Genomic DNA, 16011 nt, shown 5'->3' on the forward strand with positions numbered 1-16011 from the left:
TAGTTGCCTCCTTATTTCTCTTTGATTATACATCAAATCCTTGAGTGTAAGGTGTCAACTAAAATGATACAACATCAAAATTTCGGAGTGTGGCCATACCCGAATTGCTTGCGGTTTGTGCACTCCCTCCATAATCCGATATAAATACTGAAAGCTCATTAACATACAGATTGTTTGTATGCTATTGATTTAGAAAAACATAAAAATAAAACAGTAATACCTGTATGAAAACACAAGTATTCTACCTGTCCGTCAGGCAGGTTTTTCAAAGAATATTAACAGGCTGGATGTTTATTTTGCTACAAGTTCCGGATAGATTTTTCTTTTGGTTTCGATCAGCGCACCCATTACACGGCGTCCTTTATCGCTGACCAGATACCTTCTTGAATGAGGAACTTTCCGAATCAGTCCATGCGCCCTTAATTTTGTAAATTCCCTGCTGGTTTTTCCTTTTACCTTGGCAGAATCGGGATTAGCCCTATTGGTTGAATGGCGGATTTCCCTGTTCGTAAACCCACGGATGAGATATTTCCCATCCGAAACGGACTCAAAGAGAAGAAACGTCTCGGCAGACCAGACATTATATCCGCTGTAGTTTCTCCCTCCCAGTTTTTTCCGACAACAGATACTGTTGATCTCCTTTTCAATGGTTTTTGCCGGGATTATGTTCTGCATGGAATCCAGAAAACGCTTATTTGCTGCTTTGGAAATTTCAGCATACCGGTATAAGTTAGCGATAGACTTACCCATGGGAACCCACCGTTTGGATGTAGTTCCGTCTTCATGTTGTACATCCTTATAGACCTTGAATTCCCTCGGGTCATTAATGGTCATTTCTACCCGCAGGCAGCTGAATTTATCATACATCTTGATACTGTTGGACTTCATTTTGAATTTAATCCTCCAGCCTTCTGGGCGCTTACGGTAATCGGAGACTGCCTCTCCCTGAAACTTATGGTGAAGTTTACGCCCAAGAAAAGAAAAAATATCCGTACAGTTGAAGTCATAGAATGCGTGGCCTACCAGGGATGGATAAATATCCTCCAAAGCCTCCCGGCTCTTAAACATAACATCGGTAGCGTACTCGCATTGATCCACACACCAGTGGTATCCCTGGTGGAAGGTTTTTTCAATCGTATCAAGATAAGGGTTCACTTTATGTGCAAAGAGGTCAAGCTGCCTGCACAGGCTTTTGGAATCAAACCTGTCGGCAAGCTCCTGTGCCTTTTTTATGTCGCTGATTTCGTAAAAGGAGTTGTCATACATCTGGTAAGAGATGCCGTTTTGCTCAAAGACATGCTTCATCAATTCCCGCCCATTGATATAGACCTGGATAAGAAAAGGGAACCATGTCTGGAGCTTGACATGCATGAAGCCGAAATGCTTATCAAGGAAATAGAAGTAATAGTATTTGCATTTGCGGTTTACTGTGTCAAGGGAAAGCAGCCCGTTGTCATGTTTTTTAGGCTGCAGAGTCTGGCAGTATTCCACTACTGAGAGGATACAGATGAGGCCCTCATCCACCGGATGTTCTTCAAGAGCCTGTAAAGCTGCCTGTTCCTTTGAAGTTTTAGAAGATGTAAGGTAAATCAAAGGCCGTTTATCAGAAGCAGCCATATTTTCTGCATAGGAGACAATATCCGCAGTTACCTGATTGGCATAAGACGAAAAATCTTTAAGCAGGACATTTTGTTCAGAGAGGAAAAATCCTTTTCCGGAAGTGGAAAAGAACTGGCGGATATGGCCTTTGATGATCATCCTGTCAAAAAAGGAGAATGTGCCATTGATTTTATCTTTATATTGTTCTAAAATAGTGTTCATAGGATCATCCTTTCGTATGAATGCTTGCAGGGGAATTTAGTTCCCGATGGATTGGTACGCAGATACCGTATAAGTGCATTATAGCACGTGCATCTACGAATAGGATGATTCTTTTGTTTTTATAGTTTGATTGCAGCCAGCGGCTGCGGTATGCTATTGATTTAGAAAAACATAAAAATAAAACAGTAATACCTGTATGAAAACACAAGTATTCTACCTGTCCGTCAGGCAGGTTTTTCAAAGAATATTAACAGGCTGGATGTTTATTTTGCTACAAGTTCCGGATAGATTTTTCTTTTGGTTTCGATCAGCGCACCCATTACACGGCGTCCTTTATCGCTGACCAGATACCTTCTTGAATGAGGAACTTTCCGAATCAGTCCATGCGCCCTTAATTTTGTAAATTCCCTGCTGGTTTTTCCTTTTACCTTGGCAGAATCGGGATTAGCCCTATTGGTTGAATGGCGGATTTCCCTGTTCGTAAACCCACGGATGAGATATTTCCCATCCGAAACGGACTCAAAGAGAAGAAACGTCTCGGCAGACCAGACATTATATCCGCTGTAGTTTCTCCCTCCCAGTTTTTTCCGACAACAGATACTGTTGATCTCCTTTTCAATGGTTTTTGCCGGGATTATGTTCTGCATGGAATCCAGAAAACGCTTATTTGCTGCTTTGGAAATTTCAGCATACCGGTATAAGTTAGCGATAGACTTACCCATGGGAACCCACCGTTTGGATGTAGTTCCGTCTTCATGTTGTACATCCTTATAGACCTTGAATTCCCTCGGGTCATTAATGGTCATTTCTACCCGCAGGCAGCTGAATTTATCATACATCTTGATACTGTTGGACTTCATTTTGAATTTAATCCTCCAGCCTTCTGGGCGCTTACGGTAATCGGAGACTGCCTCTCCCTGAAACTTATGGTGAAGTTTACGCCCAAGAAAAGAAAAAATATCCGTACAGTTGAAGTCATAGAATGCGTGGCCTACCAGGGATGGATAAATATCCTCCAAAGCCTCCCGGCTCTTAAACATAACATCGGTAGCGTACTCGCATTGATCCACACACCAGTGGTATCCCTGGTGGAAGGTTTTTTCAATCGTATCAAGATAAGGGTTCACTTTATGTGCAAAGAGGTCAAGCTGCCTGCACAGGCTTTTGGAATCAAACCTGTCGGCAAGCTCCTGTGCCTTTTTTATGTCGCTGATTTCGTAAAAGGAGTTGTCATACATCTGGTAAGAGATGCCGTTTTGCTCAAAGACATGCTTCATCAATTCCCGCCCATTGATATAGACCTGGATAAGAAAAGGGAACCATGTCTGGAGCTTGACATGCATGAAGCCGAAATGCTTATCAAGGAAATAGAAGTAATAGTATTTGCATTTGCGGTTTACTGTGTCAAGGGAAAGCAGCCCGTTGTCATGTTTTTTAGGCTGCAGAGTCTGGCAGTATTCCACTACTGAGAGGATACAGATGAGGCCCTCATCCACCGGATGTTCTTCAAGAGCCTGTAAAGCTGCCTGTTCCTTTGAAGTTTTAGAAGATGTAAGGTAAATCAAAGGCCGTTTATCAGAAGCAGCCATATTTTCTGCATAGGAGACAATATCCGCAGTTACCTGATTGGCATAAGACGAAAAATCTTTAAGCAGGACATTTTGTTCAGAGAGGAAAAATCCTTTTCCGGAAGTGGAAAAGAACTGGCGGATATGGCCTTTGATGATCATCCTGTCAAAAAAGGAGAATGTGCCATTGATTTTATCTTTATATTGTTCTAAAATAGTGTTCATAGGATCATCCTTTCGTATGAATGCTTGCAGGGGAATTTAGTTCCCGATGGATTGGTACGCAGATACCGTATAAGTGCATTATAGCACGTGCATCTACGAATAGGATGATTCTTTTGTTTTTATAGTTTGATTGCAGCCAGCGGCTGCGGTATGTTATAATATCGGTAATAATTCATAAGGAGAAAACGGGCATGAAACATAAAGAGCATTATAATGATGACTATATTTTTAGTCTTGCTCAAAAGATACTTTTAGTGATGCCAGACTTTGACGAAAAAGCCTTTTGTCATTCTTTAATTGGCAGACTTGACGACAAAGAGTTATTTGCAAGGTTCGATTATATTGTGGATGCTATGCAAGAAAGCATGGCAGATGATTACTCAAAAAATATTCAAGCATTTTTCAATATGCTGGGGCCTGAATTAGAACAGTCTGAAGGAATGTTTAATTTTGGATGGTGGCTATGGCCTATTGGCAGGTATGTTGAACGATATGGAAATGAAGACTGGATTTTATCACTTTCATTTTTGAAAGAATTAACAAAACGATTTACCGGAGAATATGCTATCCGCCCGTTACTGCAAGAGCATCCAAAAGAGGTGATGGACGAGTTGATAAGTCTTTAAAAAATAGGGCAGTGTTGATTCATTAAGAGGGGAGTACAGCGTTTTGAATTGGCGGCTTATTGACTGCAGCTGCCGTTTCACAATCCTTTAATTGTGAAAGCAGCAGCCCCGAAAATCAGCAAAATCTTGGATCTAATTAATAATAAATCACACGAACTTTTTTGACCCCGTCCACGCTGCGGATCAGATTGATCAGTTCCTCACCCGGCATGGTGTCGCAGTCGATCAGGGTATAGGCAACATCTCCGCGGCTCTTGTTTGTCATGTTCGGGATGTTGATGCCTGCATCGGAGAGAATGGAGGAAAAGCGGACAATCATGTTCGGCTTGTTTACATTCATGATGCAGATACGGCAGGCGCATTTCTCCGGCGGGAGAGAGCAGCTCGGATAGTTCACAGAGTTACGGATGCGGCCTGTTTCCAGGAAGTCCTGAAGCTCATCGACAGCCATGACGGCACAGTTTTCTTCTGATTCTGAAGTGGAAGCGCCAAGGTGCGGCGTTGCGATAACATTGACCATGCGGCCGGTTTTCTCGTTCGGGAAATCTGTCATGTAGCGTTTTACCTTGCCGCTTTCGAGTGCCTCTGCCATATCATCATCGTTTACGAGAAGATCGCGCGCGTAGTTGAGGATTACGACGCCATCCTTCATGGATGAAAAGGCTTCTTTGTTGATCATACCGCGGGTGGAATCGAGAAGCGGCACATGCAGTGTGATATAATCGCAGTTTTCAAAAATAGCAGAGGTCTGCTCAACGACCTTTACATGGCGGGACAGGCGAAGTGCGCCGCTTACAGACAGAAACGGGTCATAGCCATATACGTGCATACCGAGGGAATCGGCTGCATTGGCCACTTCAATACCGATTGCGCCCAGGCCGATTACGCCGAGCGTTTTTCCTTTGATCTCTGTTCCGGCAAAATTCTTTTTGCTTTTTTCCATATCTTTGGAGATATTTTTGTCGTCTTTATTTTCGCGGACCCAGTTGATTCCGCCGTCGATGTCTCTGGCAGCCAGAAGCATTCCTGCAAGCACCAGCTCTTTTACGCCGTTTGCGTTAGCCCCTGGGGTATTGAATACAACAATGCCCTGTTCGGTACATTTGTCGAGCGGAATGTTGTTTACGCCGGCTCCGGCGCGGGCAATTGCCACAAGACGATCTGACAGCTCCAGTTCATGCATGTTTGCGCTTCGTACGAGAACGGCGTCTGCATCCTGAAGGCTGTCTGTCATTTCATATGTTTCCTTAAGGTTCTGTGTTCCCACTTTTGAAATGGAATTCAGGCAATGAATTTTTGTCATAATGTACTCCTCTTTTTCTGTAATGGCCGTGTGCGGCAACACAGGCCGTCACGACAAAGCTTTAACGCATATCTTATCATAAAATTTCCCAAAAGTACATATGCTTTACAACAAAAGTGTTGTTTTATATTTTAGGATGAGAGGAAAAAATCATGGCTGGAAAACATGTACATAACACAACACGCCGGAAAAAAGAGTCCGGTGAAAAATCGCGTTTGAACGGATTGGTTCGTGCCATGCAGCTTCCGGAAGATTTGACAAAAGGGAATATTCTTGTTTCCATGCAGGGACAGGAACGTCTTATTGTGGAAAATTTTAAAGGGATTTCCTCTTATACGACAGAAGAAATCCGTCTGATCACCAAGTGTAGAAAAATCTGTATTACAGGACGGCGCCTGGTGATTGAAAATTATTCAAAGGAGGAAATTGAGATTTCTGGTTTTATTGACAAAGTAGAGTATCTGTGATTTTCAGGGGGAACATATGGAAAAACGCATCACTGATTTTTTTCGAGGTTATGTCCGGATACGGATTGCTGGCAATCATTACGACCGTTTTTTAAATCTTTGTGCTTATCATGACATTGTACTTTGGAATTTGCTTCCTGTCGGGGAGGCATATGAAGCGTTTATTGCCCGAAAGGACTTTAAAAAACTGAAAACAATTGTCAGGAAAAGCCATGCAGCCGTTAAAATTACTGAGCGTCATGGCCTTCCTTTTTTTATACATCGAAACAGAAAACGGAAAGTATATGTTCTGGGAATTGCGGCAGCTATGGCCTTTTTGTTCTGGCTTTCCGCGCATATCTGGAATATTTCCATAGATGGGAATCTGTCGCAGACAGACGATGTGATCTTTGAGTATCTGAGCAATGCAGGGATATACCACGGCATGTGGAAATCACAGGTGGATTGTAAGGAGCTTGCCGCTGATATCCGGAACTGTTTTCATGAATTTGCCTGGGTGGCCGCAGAACTGAAGGGTACGCGGCTTGTAATCCATGTAAAAGAGGGAATTCTAAAAGAAGAGTCGGAAGAGGATATCCAAAACAAAACAGAACCTTCCAGTCTGGCAGCTTCCTGTTCCGGAACGGTGGAATCTATTTATGTGCGCCGCGGCACGCCGCTTGTAAAGGTAGGAGATGAGGTGGAAAGAGGGACAATTCTCGTTTCAGGCGCATTGCCGATTTACAATGACAGTCAGGAAATTGCGGCGTATCAGTATGTGGCTTCTGATGCGGATATCGTTATCAAAACACAACGTACCTATCAGGATGAATTGCCCCTTGTTGGAGAAGAAAAAGAATATACAGGGCGTGAAAAAATCAGCTGGCTGTTTCGCATCGGCGATACACCGTTTTCATTGCCGGATTCTTTCGGATCTTTTGCACAGTATGATACTGTGTCCAGTCTGACACAGCTGCGTATTTCGGATAACTTTTACCTGCCGTTTTACATACAGAAATTTACGGCAAGAGAATATGAAAACAAAGAAATCCAGTATACGAAGGAGCAGGCAAAAGAGATTCTTAATAGAAATTTCAGGTATTTTGTGCAAAATTTAAATGAAAAGGGGGTTCAAATATTTGAAAATGATGTTAGAATAGAATGGACTGAAAAGTCTGCCATCGCGTCAGGCATTCTGACGACCGGGGAAAATGCGGTCAGCCGGGTGAAAACAGACAGCATGGAGGAGGAATTACAGCAGAATGAGTATGGTTGAAATGTCGCTTCGTATTCCAGCGGAGCACGTTCAGAATATATTTGGTCAGTTTGATCAGTATGTAAAAAAGATAGAGAGGGCCTACCAGGTGACGGTTTTGAACCGCGACGGGGAAATCAAGATTCTGGGAAGTCCGACAGGAACGGTCCGTGCCAAGAAGATACTGGAAGGCCTGTATGAGCTTTCCGCAAGAGGCACACAGATCACAGAGCAGAATGTCGACTATTCGATCGCATTATCTATGGAAGAAAGAGAACCGTCGCTGGTGGAGATCGACAGCGACTGCATTTGCCATACGATAAATGGAAAACCGATCAAGCCGAAAACCCTGGGCCAGAAGGCATACGTTGACGCAATCCGCAAAAAGATGATTGTATTCGGAACAGGACCCGCTGGTACTGGAAAGACTTACCTGGCGATGGCAATGGCCATTACGGCCTTTAAGAATGATGAGGTCGGCCGCATTATTTTGACTAGGCCGGCAATTGAGGCAGGAGAGAAGCTTGGGTTCCTTCCTGGAGATTTGCAGAGCAAGGTTGATCCGTATCTTCGTCCGTTATACGATGCATTGTATCAGATTATGGGACCGGACAGTTTCATGAAAAATATGGAAAAGGGGCTGATTGAGGTCGCGCCTCTGGCTTATATGCGCGGTCGTACGCTGGACAATGCGTTTATTATTCTTGACGAGGCGCAGAATACATCCCCGGCACAGATGAAAATGTTTTTAACCAGAATCGGTTTTGGTTCCAAGGTGGTTGTGACCGGAGATTTGACGCAGAAGGATTTACCGGTGGGAGCGCCTTCCGGTCTGGATACCGCAATCAGAGTGCTTTCAAAAGTAGATGATATCAGCTTTTGCACCATGACAAGCCTTGACGTTGTGCGCCATCCGCTGGTGCAGAAGATTGTAAACGCATATGAAGCATATGAGAAGAAAGAACAAAGCCGGAAAAACCGCAGTGACAACCGTACCCGGACAAATGGAAAGGGCGGAAGACAGTAGGATATGTATCGGCAAAGAGGTGAAGTATGACGGTAGATTTTGAAAATGAATACGGACAGGATCTCGGGCTTGATCTCAAAGAGATTGCAGAAACAGTTATTTTCTGTTCGTTAGACTATATGAACTGTCCATATGAAGCGCAGGTAAATGTTCTGATCACCAATAATGACGAAATTCATCAGATGAATCTGATGCACCGTGAGATTGACCGGCCGACCGATGTGCTGTCATTTCCTATGGTTTCTTATGAGCATCCTGGGGATTTTTCTGTTCTTGAGGAGTGTGGGATGGATTGCTTTGAACCGGATACCGGGGAGCTTTTATTGGGGGATATCGTTATTTCTGCGGATAAGGTTCTGGAACAGGCAAAAGAATATGGGCACAGTACAAAACGGGAGTATGCTTTTTTGCTCACGCATAGCATGCTTCATCTGATGGGGTATGATCATATGACCGAGGAAGAAGCACGAGAAATGGAGCGGCTTCAGGAAGAAATATTGACACAACTTGATATTCGAAGATAAAGGAGGAATGGATCATGAAAAAAGGATCTTTAAAAAAAGTAGCGGCAGGTGTTATGGCTGCTGCGATGGCAGTTTCTTGTTTTGGTGGCGGGATCAGTGCAGGGGCGGCTGAGACCAATGGGATGGTACGAAGCTATCTGACCGGAAAACTGGTGCCGGAGACAGTGGGAAGAGTGCGTCCGATTTCTGTAATGTTAAATAATATTTACGATGCGCTGCCACAGTCGGGCATTGGCAATGCAGATGTGGTATATGAGGCCCCGGTAGAAGGCGGTATTACGAGACTGATGGGTATTTTTGAGGATTATCAGGATGTGGAGCGCATTGGTTCGATACGAAGCTGCCGGGAATACTATGTATATTTTGCCCGGGAATTTGATTCTTTTTATATGCATTTCGGACAGGCATGGTATGCACTGGAGCTTTTATGGCGTGACGACACTTTGAATTTATCCGGACTTGAGGATGCCGGAAAGGGAGAGGGGGATCTAGTATACTACAGAGGCGATGATTTTCCGGCTCCGCACAATGTATTTTCCAATTATGATAAGATTCAGAAGGGGATTGATTTCAGGGGATATTCGAGAGAATATAGCGATACTTATACTGCGCAGAACGGACATTATCAGTTTGCGGCGGATGGTGCGCCGGTTCTTCTGGAAAATGGACAGGACGCCGTAGTATTTTCTCCGGGGTATGATTATAATAATGCATACTTTGTCTATGATGAGGCAACAGGAAAGTATACAAGATATCAGTTCGGGGAGCCGCACATTGATAAAACAACGGGCGAGCCGCTGACCTATGATAATATTCTGGTTCAGTATTGTTCCTGGAAAACGCAGGTGGACTCAGACACCTATCTTGACGTTGATGTTGTAAGCGGAGGCAGTGGAAAGTACATCACCAAAGGAAAGGCAGTGGATGTGACCTGGCGCAAGGATGAGGGTGCGACGACAGCAGATTCCGTTTGCAACCGCGAATTTCAGCCCTACACGCTACTACGACGCAGACGGGAATCAGATTACCCTGAATCAGGGGAAAACGTGGGTCTGCATTGTACTGGATTCTGAGAGCAGCAAGGTACAGTGTTACCCGGATATGGCATCCTTTACGGGAAATGCGAACTAAGAGCTTAAGAGGTCTGACGTGAAAGAGAAAAGAAAAAGTCGAAATAACTTTTTGGTGCAAGGGACCATTTTGGCGGTGGCGGCGATACTGGCTAAGATTATCGGCATGGTATACCGCTTTCCGCTCCAGAATGTCCTGGGGAATGAAGGAAACGGTTATTATTCTACAGCGAACGAGATTTATGCGATCGTTTTGATGATTTCCTGTTTTAACTTACCGCTGGCCGTATCGAAAATGGTTTCAGAGAGAGTGCATAAGGGAGAATACCGCAATGCACACAGGGTTTTCCTGTGCGCGGTGCGGTTTGCGCTTTTGATCGGAGGCTCTCTTGCACTGATTACTTATGTGTTTGCCGGGATTATCACAAAATATCTGATGTCTTTTGAACTGGCGGTGTATGGCCTGCGCGTGCTTGCTCCGGCCATCTTTATTTCTGCGATTATCGGTACCTTCCGCGGATATTTTCAGGGCTATTCTACCATGGTTCCGACAGCTGTTTCGCAGGTGATCGAGCAGATTGTAAACGCTGCTGTGACATTGATCTGTGCCAATATCATGTTTGACTACGGAATGTCTCTGGCTGCGAAAGAGGGAAATGATTCTCTTGGTCCTGCCTGGGGCGCTGCTGGTGGAACGTTTGGTACGGTGGTCAGCATTACGGTTGCGCTTCTGTTTATGATGGCTGTTTACAGTCTTCAGAAGGGGACGCTGCGGCGGAATATGCGCCGTGATCAGAATTCAAGACCGGAATCTATGCAAAAAATTTACCGCGAGCTGGTTATGACCATTTTGCCGGTCATTCTGAGCGCGGTTATTTATAATATCAGCAATGTGGCGGATCAGGGTATTTTTAACAAGGCGCTGCTGGGTCAGGGATATACGGACGCACAGTATGGAGCTATATGGGGAATTTACTCCGGCCAGTTTCGGGTACTGATGAACGTTCCTCTGGCGCTTGCTTCAAGTATGGGGCCATCAATTGTTCCGACGCTGACCGCAGCCATGGCGAATCGCAACCGCAGTGAGGCAAGACGGAAGATCCGGATGTCCATTCGGTTTACGATGCTTCTGACGATCCCATGTGCAGTCGGTATGGCTGCCTTGTCAAAACCGATCGTTCTCATGCTGTTCCGCCAGCAGACAGGGGCGGCACTTTCTGCCGGAATCATGCAGGCCGGTGCATTGATGATTATTTTTTATTCTCTTTCTACACTGACTACAAATATACTGCAGGGACTCGGGCAGCTCCGACAGCCGCTCATTAACTGTAGCATTGCGCTTGGGTTGCATTTTGTTTTGCTGTATTTCCTGTTGACTACGGTTAATCTGAATATCTATGCAGTAGTGTATTCCAACATTTTCTTTGCATTGGTGGTCTGTATACTGAATGCAATGTCGATTCGGCGCTTCATCAGCTACCGCCAGGAATGGTATAAGACATTTGTTGTACCGGGTATCGTATCAATCATTATGGCAGGAGCGGTTTATCTCGTATATTTTGTATTCAGCCTGTTTGCCGGAAATACAGTGTCAACGGTTATCGCTATTCTTGTGGGAATTGTCGTTTACGGAATCGGTCTTGTTTCATTTAAGGGCGTTACGATTGAGGAGATTTCTTCCTTCCCGAAGGGATATCTGATTGTTCGGATGCTTCGAAAAACAGGGCTGATCAAATAAGTGGAATATATGAGGAAGAGTATGAACTACAGAGAAAAATTAAAAGATAAAAAACGAATCATCATTAAAATCGGAAGCTCTTCAATTACGCACAGCGAAACAGGAGCTTTGAATCTGACAAAGCTCGAGATTTTGGTGCGGGAGCTCTGTGACATAAAAAATATGGGAAAGGATGTCATCCTGGTGTCTTCCGGAGCAATCGCAGTGGGACGCCAGGCCATCGGTTTCCATCACAGGCCGGTCAAAGTGTCTGAGAAACAGGCTTGTGCGGCGATTGGACAGGCGCAGCTGATGATGATCTACCAGAAGCTGTTTAGTGAATATGGACACAGGGCGGCTCAGGTACTCATGACTAAAAATACAATGACAGATGAAGTGAGCAGAAACAATGCCTGCAATACATTTGAAGAGCTTCTGGCGCTTGGGACGATTCCGATTGTAAACGAGAACGATACGGTTTCTACATATGAAATTCAGTTTGGCGACAATGATACGCTGTCTGCCATTGTATCCGCGCTGGTTGGCGCAGATCTACTTATTCTTCTGTCAGATATTGATGGGTTATATACCGACGATCCGCGGAAGAATCCAGGAGCGGAGTTTATAGATTTAGTGGAAGCGTTGGATGAACGGCTTATGCTTATGGGAAAAGGCAGTGGAAGCGACGTCGGCACCGGGGGAATGGCGACAAAGCTCTCGGCTGCGAAAATTGCGACTGCTTCCGGTGCAGATATGGTGATTGCAAACGGCGGGGATTTCCATGTGATACACCGCATTTTACAGGGAGCGGCTATCGGAACGCTGTTTCTCGGCAAAGATTGTGAATGATATTTACAGAAAGCAGGTTGGAAGAAAGTATGGATAACAAAAAACTGGACAGAATCAATGCACTTGCGAGAAAAGCAAAGGCGGAAGGTTTGACAGAGGCAGAGCGAAAGGAGCAGGCAGAGCTCCGATCGGAATATATTGCGGCAGTACGTGCAAATCTGCGAGGTCAGCTCGATCAGATTGATATTGTAAACAAAGATGGAAAAATTGAAAATCTGGGTGAAAAATATGGAAAAAAAGGACATTAGAAAGCTGGTTGCAGCAAAGCGAAAGACACTTTCTCAGACGGAAGTGGAAACAAAGAGCCGGATCATCTGTGAGCAGATCATGAAAATGGAAGCGTTTCAGAAAGCTTCCTGTATTTTTGTTTATATGGGGTGCAAAGGTGAGGTCTCTACAGAGCCGTTGATTGAGGAGGCATGGAGACTTGGAAAGAAAGTGGCGGCTCCGAGGGTATGCGGGGAGGATATGAATTATTATTATATAACTTCCTATGAAGATACCGCTCCGGGTTACTTTGACATTCCGGAGCCGGTTGCTGGTACAGCAGAGGCAGCAGATGAAGAAGCGCTGCTGATCGTTCCGGGTGTCGGATTTGATCAGCAGCGCCATCGTTGTGGCTATGGAAAAGGGTTCTATGACAGATATCTTTCGCAGCATCAGAAGCATACAACACTTGCCGCGGCATTTGAATTCCAGATGATGGAAGAAGTGCCTGCGGATGTCCACGATATTTTTCCACAGTATCTTATAACGGAAGAGCGTTTTTTCGCTGATTCGAATGTTCTTTTGGAATCAATTGGACAGGCTGCAAAAGAAACGGAGCCTCAGCTGCGAAAGCTCTCTACGGCAGCCAAAAATCAGGCTCTTTTAAAAGCAGCGGAGTATCTTGAACAGTACCGAGGAAAAATTCTGGACGCAAATGCACAGGATATTCAAAAGGCAAGAGAAAACCAGATGCCGGAAGGACTGGTGGATCGTTTGTTACTTAATGACAGCCGGATCGAGGGAATGAGTGAAGGGCTGCGGCAGATCGCGAGACTGGATGATCCGGTTGGCGAGATTATGGAAATGAAAAAGCGTCCGAATGGCCTGATGATTGGCAAAAAACGGGTTCCGCTCGGCGTGGTCGGCATCATCTATGAATCCAGACCAAATGTGACGGCAGACGCGTTCGGACTTTGTTTTAAAACAGGAAATGCAGTGATTCTCAAAGGGGGAAGCGATGCAATCCATTCAAACCGGGCAATTGTGGATGTCCTGTGTCACGCGCTTCAGGACTGCGGCATACCGTCTGCCGCACTGCAGCTGATCGGGGTGACGGACCGCGAGACAACGGCCCGTTTTATGAAACTGAAGCAGTATGTGGATGTTCTGATTCCACGCGGCGGTGCCGGGCTGATTCGCGCGGTGGTGGAAGGCAGTACAATTCCGGTAATTGAAACAGGAACCGGAAACTGCCATATTTACGTGGACGAAACGGCAGATCTTGAGATGGCGGCAGATATCATAAACAATGCCAAGACACAGCGAATTGGCGTCTGCAACGCATGTGAATCGATCGTTGTCCACGAAAAAATCGAAAAAGTATTTTTGTCTGTACTGAAGCAGAAGCTCGATGCGCATAACGTAGAACTGCGCTGTGATAAGCAGGCGCTTTCCTGTATAGATGGAGGCGTGCCTGCTTCAGAAGAGGATTGGAGCAGAGAATATCTTGACTATATTCTTTCTGTAAAGACTGTATCGTCGATTGAGGAAGCGATTGCGCACATCAACCGTTACAATACCGGGCATTCGGAGGCGATCATAACAAAGGATTACGCAAATGCCATGCGGTTTCTCGATGAGATTGACGCGGCAGCCGTCTATGTAAATGCATCCACGCGGTTTACGGATGGATTCGAATTTGGTTTTGGAGCTGAGATTGGCATCAGTACGCAGAAGCTCCATGCGCGCGGTCCGATGGGACTTGAAGCGCTGACAACCACAAAATATATCATTTTCGGAAATGGACAGACGCGGTAAAAACTGTTTCTTTTAAAATTTGTATGGCAGAAGGGATAAAAGTCAATAAACATGTACAACGAAATTGATTTAGACAGAATAGATCTGACCCAGGAGGCACCGGCACAAGAGCCGGTACGGCAATATTATTTTATGGCGAAATGCCGAAAATGGGTACAGGAATTTGAAACAAAGAACAAGAGGCGTCCAACCGCATGTATTCAGACCTTTGGTTGTCAGATGAATGAACGTGATTCAGAAAAAATGCGCGGTATCCTGGAAAATATCGGGTATGAGCTGACGAAAACGGAGGAGGCAGATTTTGTTTTGTACAACACGTGTACTGTGCGGGAAAATGCAAATCTGAAGGTATATGGACATCTTGGTTATCTCTCAGGTCTTAAGAAAAAGAATCCGCAGATGGTAATCGCCCTTTGCGGCTGTATGATGCAGGAGCCGGATGTAGCAGAGAAAATCCGGACAAGCTACCGTTATGTAGATCTTGTATTTGGAACCCACAATATTTTTAAATTTGCAGAGCTTCTGGTGACTGCTCTGGAATCTGACCGCATGGTGATGGATCTGTGGAAGGATACGGACAAGATTGTGGAGGACTTACCGGCAGAACGAACTTATCCTTTTAAATCCGGAGTGAATATCATGTTCGGCTGCAACAATTTCTGCAGCTATTGCATTGTGCCGTATGTACGGGGCCGGGAGCGGAGCCGGAAGCCGGAGGATATTATCCGGGAGATTGAAGGTCTGGTGGCAGACGGGGTAGTTGAGGTCATGCTGCTCGGACAGAACGTGAATTCTTACGGAAAAAATCTGGAGGAGCCGGTTTCGTTTGCACAGCTTCTTCAAATGGTAGAGCAGATCAATGGACTGAAGCGGATTCGGTTTATGACTTCGCATCCAAAAGATCTGTCGGATGATCTGATTGCAGTGATGAAGGATTCCAAAAAAATCTGCCGTCATCTGCATTTGCCGCTGCAGTCGGGAAGTACTGAGATTTTGAAAAAGATGAACCGCCGTTACACGAAGGAGCAATATCTGGCTCTGGCCGCAAAAATACGGGAAGCCATGCCGGATATTTCCATTACAACGGATATTATTGTAGGATTTCCGGGGGAGCGTGAGGAAGACTTCCAGGAGACGCTGGACGTTGTGCGCAAAGTGCGTTATGACAGTGCCTTTACGTTTATCTATTCCAAACGAACCGGGACACCGGCTGCTGCGATGGAAAATCAGGTGCCTGGCGATGTTGTAAAAGACCGTTTTAACCGGCTTCTCGCACTGGTGCAGGAGATTTCAAAAGAGCAGTCAGAAAAAGTGCAGGGACAGGTTTTGCCGGTTCTGGTTGAACAGCAAAATGAGCAGGATGATTCCTTGGTCACAGGACGGCTCAGCAATAACCTGCTGGTCCATTTTCCGGGTAATAAAGAGATGATCGGAACGATTGTAGATGTACATCTGAAGGAATGCAAAGGATTTTATTATCTTGGAGAATCCATGATTCAATAATTCACAGAAACCGGGGCTGTCTGCATGAAAAAATTTTTATTGCAACAGTCCC

14 protein-coding genes and 2 pseudogenes are annotated in these 16011 nt (G+C 45.1%); 13 read left to right on the forward strand and 3 right to left on the reverse strand.

The window, feature by feature from the left end:
• Positions 1-291: 291 nt before the first annotated feature.
• Together AC6I2O_RS10045 and AC6I2O_RS10050 are read right to left on the reverse strand one after the other, a co-directional pair.
• Positions 292-1821: a hypothetical protein gene (locus tag AC6I2O_RS10045; RefSeq protein ID WP_497741803.1), complete on the reverse strand. Its 1530-nt coding sequence runs from the start codon at positions 1819-1821 to the stop codon at positions 292-294.
• A gap of 263 nt (positions 1822-2084) precedes the next feature.
• Entirely contained in the window at positions 2085-3614 is a 1530-nt protein-coding gene (locus AC6I2O_RS10050; protein WP_497741803.1) for a hypothetical protein, read from the reverse strand.
• Positions 3615-3805: 191 nt separating this feature from the next.
• On the opposite strand from AC6I2O_RS10050, the gene AC6I2O_RS10055 reads away from it, so the two are divergent.
• Entirely contained in the window at positions 3806-4240 is a 435-nt protein-coding gene (locus tag AC6I2O_RS10055; RefSeq protein WP_497742573.1) for a hypothetical protein, read from the forward strand.
• A gap of 136 nt (positions 4241-4376) precedes the next feature.
• Here the strand turns inward: AC6I2O_RS10055 and AC6I2O_RS10060 are convergent, their stop codons facing one another.
• On the reverse strand, positions 4377-5543 hold the full coding sequence (locus AC6I2O_RS10060) for a phosphoglycerate dehydrogenase (RefSeq protein ID WP_120392011.1): 1167 nt from the start codon (positions 5541-5543) through the stop codon (positions 4377-4379).
• A 152-nt stretch (positions 5544-5695) separates the two neighbouring features.
• Here AC6I2O_RS10060 and AC6I2O_RS10065 point away from each other — a divergent pair, with 152 nt between their 5' ends.
• From AC6I2O_RS10065 to miaB, 12 genes and pseudogenes are all read left to right on the forward strand, one after another.
• A complete protein-coding gene (locus AC6I2O_RS10065; protein WP_120392012.1) occupies positions 5696-6010 on the forward strand; it encodes a YabP/YqfC family sporulation protein in 315 nt (104 codons plus the stop codon).
• Positions 6011-6026: 16 nt separating this feature from the next.
• Positions 6027-7265, forward strand: a complete 1239-nt coding sequence (locus tag AC6I2O_RS10070; protein WP_120392013.1) for a sporulation protein YqfD — start codon at positions 6027-6029, stop codon at positions 7263-7265.
• Positions 7252-8271, forward strand: coding sequence for a PhoH family protein (locus tag AC6I2O_RS10075; protein WP_120392014.1), 1020 nt, complete (start codon positions 7252-7254; stop codon positions 8269-8271). The genes AC6I2O_RS10070 and AC6I2O_RS10075 overlap by 14 nt, the downstream gene beginning before the upstream one ends.
• Before the next feature lie 26 nt (positions 8272-8297).
• On the forward strand, positions 8298-8795 hold the full coding sequence (gene ybeY, locus AC6I2O_RS10080; protein WP_120392015.1) for an rRNA maturation RNase YbeY: 498 nt from the start codon (positions 8298-8300) through the stop codon (positions 8793-8795).
• Positions 8796-8986: 191 nt separating this feature from the next.
• Positions 8987-9676, forward strand: a pseudogene (locus AC6I2O_RS10085) (DUF3048 domain-containing protein); the annotation flags it as partial.
• 61 nt (positions 9677-9737) lie between these two features.
• Positions 9738-9926: a DUF3048 C-terminal domain-containing protein gene (locus AC6I2O_RS10090; RefSeq protein WP_497742574.1), complete on the forward strand. Its 189-nt coding sequence runs from the start codon at positions 9738-9740 to the stop codon at positions 9924-9926.
• A gap of 18 nt (positions 9927-9944) precedes the next feature.
• A complete protein-coding gene (locus AC6I2O_RS10095; protein WP_120392016.1) occupies positions 9945-11603 on the forward strand; it encodes a putative polysaccharide biosynthesis protein in 1659 nt (552 codons plus the stop codon).
• 21 nt (positions 11604-11624) lie between these two features.
• On the forward strand, positions 11625-12431 hold the full coding sequence (gene proB / locus AC6I2O_RS10100) for a glutamate 5-kinase (protein WP_120392017.1): 807 nt from the start codon (positions 11625-11627) through the stop codon (positions 12429-12431).
• Positions 12432-12460: 29 nt separating this feature from the next.
• Entirely contained in the window at positions 12461-12679 is a 219-nt protein-coding gene (locus AC6I2O_RS10105; protein ID WP_120392303.1) for a DUF896 domain-containing protein, read from the forward strand.
• Positions 12660-13130, forward strand: a pseudogene (locus AC6I2O_RS10110) (5-formyltetrahydrofolate cyclo-ligase); the annotation flags it as partial. The gene AC6I2O_RS10105 and the pseudogene AC6I2O_RS10110, both read left to right, overlap by 20 nt.
• A gap of 90 nt (positions 13131-13220) precedes the next feature.
• Positions 13221-14456: a glutamate-5-semialdehyde dehydrogenase gene (locus AC6I2O_RS10115; RefSeq protein WP_497742971.1), complete on the forward strand. Its 1236-nt coding sequence runs from the start codon at positions 13221-13223 to the stop codon at positions 14454-14456.
• A gap of 51 nt (positions 14457-14507) precedes the next feature.
• On the forward strand, positions 14508-15959 hold the full coding sequence (gene miaB / locus AC6I2O_RS10120) for a tRNA (N6-isopentenyl adenosine(37)-C2)-methylthiotransferase MiaB (RefSeq protein WP_120392019.1): 1452 nt from the start codon (positions 14508-14510) through the stop codon (positions 15957-15959).
• Positions 15960-16011: the final 52 nt, after the last annotated feature.

Source organism: Blautia sp. St.27G3, assembly GCF_059728505.1.

What these genes read in the sequence shown, in the direction of transcription:
- AC6I2O_RS10090 (WP_497742574.1), top strand. Translation starts at nt 9,738, where the DNA reads ATGAGGGTGCGACGACAGCAGATTCCGTTTGCAACCGCGAATTTCAGC.
- AC6I2O_RS10045 (WP_497741803.1), bottom strand. Translation starts at nt 1,821, where the DNA reads ATGAACACTATTTTAGAACAATATAAAGATAAAATCAATGGCACATTC.
- AC6I2O_RS10060 (WP_120392011.1), bottom strand. Translation starts at nt 5,543, where the DNA reads ATGACAAAAATTCATTGCCTGAATTCCATTTCAAAAGTGGGAACACAG.
- AC6I2O_RS10065 (WP_120392012.1), top strand. Translation starts at nt 5,696, where the DNA reads ATGGCTGGAAAACATGTACATAACACAACACGCCGGAAAAAAGAGTCC.
- ybeY (WP_120392015.1), top strand. Translation starts at nt 8,298, where the DNA reads ATGACGGTAGATTTTGAAAATGAATACGGACAGGATCTCGGGCTTGAT.
- AC6I2O_RS10055 (WP_497742573.1), top strand. Translation starts at nt 3,806, where the DNA reads ATGAAACATAAAGAGCATTATAATGATGACTATATTTTTAGTCTTGCT.
- AC6I2O_RS10105 (WP_120392303.1), top strand. Translation starts at nt 12,461, where the DNA reads ATGGATAACAAAAAACTGGACAGAATCAATGCACTTGCGAGAAAAGCA.
- proB (WP_120392017.1), top strand. Translation starts at nt 11,625, where the DNA reads ATGAACTACAGAGAAAAATTAAAAGATAAAAAACGAATCATCATTAAA.
- AC6I2O_RS10075 (WP_120392014.1), top strand. Translation starts at nt 7,252, where the DNA reads ATGAGTATGGTTGAAATGTCGCTTCGTATTCCAGCGGAGCACGTTCAG.
- miaB (WP_120392019.1), top strand. Translation starts at nt 14,508, where the DNA reads ATGTACAACGAAATTGATTTAGACAGAATAGATCTGACCCAGGAGGCA.
- AC6I2O_RS10070 (WP_120392013.1), top strand. Translation starts at nt 6,027, where the DNA reads ATGGAAAAACGCATCACTGATTTTTTTCGAGGTTATGTCCGGATACGG.
- AC6I2O_RS10050 (WP_497741803.1), bottom strand. Translation starts at nt 3,614, where the DNA reads ATGAACACTATTTTAGAACAATATAAAGATAAAATCAATGGCACATTC.